This is a genomic window from Streptomyces sp. NPDC059456, assembly GCF_042750055.1.
In the GTDB taxonomy this organism is placed as follows: Bacteria; Actinomycetota; Actinomycetes; order Streptomycetales; family Streptomycetaceae; genus Streptomyces.
Map to the genome: position 1 here is coordinate 1 of NZ_JBHYVA010000940.1, position 2,527 is coordinate 2,527.

At 74.8% G+C, this 2,527-nt stretch carries 1 protein-coding gene; it reads left to right on the forward strand.

Going from position 1 to position 2,527, the window contains the following annotated elements; translation table 11 throughout:
* The coding region (locus ACFXA3_RS40805) for an alpha-N-acetylglucosaminidase (RefSeq protein ID WP_385196248.1) at positions 1-2,371 on the forward strand (2,371 nt) is incomplete at its 5' end.
* Positions 2,372-2,527 lie beyond the last annotated feature (156 nt).

Genomic DNA, 2,527 nt, shown 5'->3' on the forward strand with positions numbered 1-2,527 from the left:
GGGGGCCCGCCCCGGGGGGGGGGGCCCGCCCGCCGCCCCCCCCGGGGGGCCCGCGGGGCGCGGCGCCCCCGGCGTACGGGGCCGCGCGCCCGCCCCGGTACCGGACGGCCCGCGGGGCCTGCCCGCTGCGGTCGGCGCGGTCGGCGCGGCCGGCGCGGTAGGCGCATCGGCGCCCGTACACGGCGGCCCGCGCGGGACGGCGGCGCGGCCGGACTCCCCCGGCCCGTTCGGCGCGGCCGGGCCCCGGGCCTTCGACGCCGGTCCCGCACGGGCCGCGCTGGAGCGGCTGCTGCCGCGCCACGCCGCCCAGTTCACCCTCGTGCCCGAACCGGCCGGCGCCGGGGGCGACCGGTTCACCGTGTCCGGGACGGCGGGCGCGATCACCGTGCGCGGATCGACCGGGGCCACCCTGCTGACCGGCGTCGGCTGGTACCTCCAGCACGTCGCCGGGGCCGACATCGGCTGGCCCGGCGACAGCACCGGGATGCTGCCCGCGCGGCTGCCCGCGGTCCCCGCGCCGGTCACCCGCAACGCGCTCGTCCCGCACCGCTACGCCCTCAACGACACCGACGACGGCTACTCGGGCGCGTACCGCACCTTCGAACAGCACCAGCGGCAGATCGACCTGCTCGCCCTGCACGGCATCAACGAGGTGTTCGTCCAGGCCGGCGCCGAGTACCCCTACTACCGGGCCCTCCAGGGCTTCGGCTACTCCGCCGCCGAGCTGCGCGAATGGATCCCCGGCCCCGGACACCAGAGCTGGTGGCTGCTGCAGAACCTGAGCGGATTCGGCGGCCCGGTCTCCGAGCGCCTCCTGGAGCAGCGCGCCGAGCTGGGCGGACGGATCGCCGAGCAGCTGCGCGGGCTCGGGATGACCCCGGTGCTGCCCGGGTACTTCGGCACGGTCCCGCCGGGGTTCGCCGCCCGCAACCCGGGCGCGCTGACCGTGGCGCAGGGCGACTGGGCGGGCTTCGACCGGCCCGACTGGCTGGACCCGTCCACCCCGGTCTTCGGGAAGCTCGCCGCCGCGTACTACGCGGAGCAGCGCGCCGTGTTCGGGGACAGCGCGATGTACCGGATGAGCCCGCTGCACGAGGGCGGGACGGCCGGCGGCGTCGACGTGAAGGCGGCCGCCCGCGCCGTCCAGTCGGCTCTGCACGCGGCGCACCCGGGCGCGACGTGGGCGGTGCTGGGCTGGCAGGACAGTCCGAAGCCGGAGCTGCTCGCCGGGGTGGACACCTCGAAGCTGCTGATCCTGGACGGGCTCTCCGACCGGTACAACCGGCTGGACCGCGAGACGCGCTGGGGCGGCGTCCCGTACGCGATGGGGACGATCTACAACTTCGGCGGGCACACCACGATCGGGGCGAACACCTCCGTGTGGATCGACCGGTTCGGCTCCTGGCGGGCCAAGTCGAACAGTGCGCTGAAGGGCATCGCGTACCTGCCGGAGGCCACCGGCACCAATCCGGCGGCCTTCGACCTGTTCACCGATCTGGCCTGGGAGCCCGGCCCGGTCGACCAGCGCACGTGGTTCGCCGGTTTCGCGGCCCGCCGGTACGGGCGGCCCGACAAGGAGGCGGCGGCTGCCTGGGAGGAGCTGCGCACGGGCCCGTACAGCACCTCGTCGGGCCTGTGGTCGGAGTCCCAGGACAGCCTGTTCACCGCCCGGCCGAGCCTGACCGCGGCGGGCGCGGCGTACTGGAGCCCCAAGTCGATGCGGTATCCGGCCGCCGGGGTGCGCCGGGCGCTGGACCACCTGCTGAAGGTGGATCCGAGGCTGCGCGGTTCCAGCGCGTACCGCTTCGACCTGGTCGACACCGCACGGCAGGCCCTCGCCAACCACTCGCGGGTGCTGCTGCCGCAGATCAAGGCGGCCTACGAGGCCAAGGACCTGGAGAAGTTCCGCAAGCTGACCGGCCAATGGCAAGACGGTGAAAGGCAGTTGGACGCCGTGACCGGCTCGGACCCGAACTTCCTGTTCGGCGACTGGATCTCCGCGGCCCGCTCCTGGGGTGCGGACGAGGCCGAGAAGGACCGCTACGAGTACGACGTCCGTTCGATCCTGAGCGTGTGGGGCCGGCGCAGCACCAGCGAGGGCGGATTCCTGCACGACTACGCGAACCGCGAATGGAGCGGGCTGATCGGCGGGTTGTACGCACCCCGGTGGGCGGCCTACTTCGAGACGCTGGAGGAGTCGCTGGTGAAGCGGGCGGCGCCGCGGGAGATCGACTGGCACGCCTTCGAGGAGGACTGGGCCCGGCGCACCACCCGTCATCCGAGCGGGGCGAGCGGCCCCCAGGGGGATCCGTACACCCTCGCCAAGGGCATCGCGGCGGCCCTGAAGTCCGCCGAGGGGGCCGCCCGCTGACCCTTTACACCATCCGGCACGGTGGCGGCCCAGCCGTGCGCCGGCCGTCACCCGCCCGTGGGAATCCCGGTACCCCTGAGGGGGAGAACAGCGCCGGCGGTTCGACGCGCGGGAGGTGCTCTCGGTTGACTGGCCCGGAAACGAGCCATCAGGTGC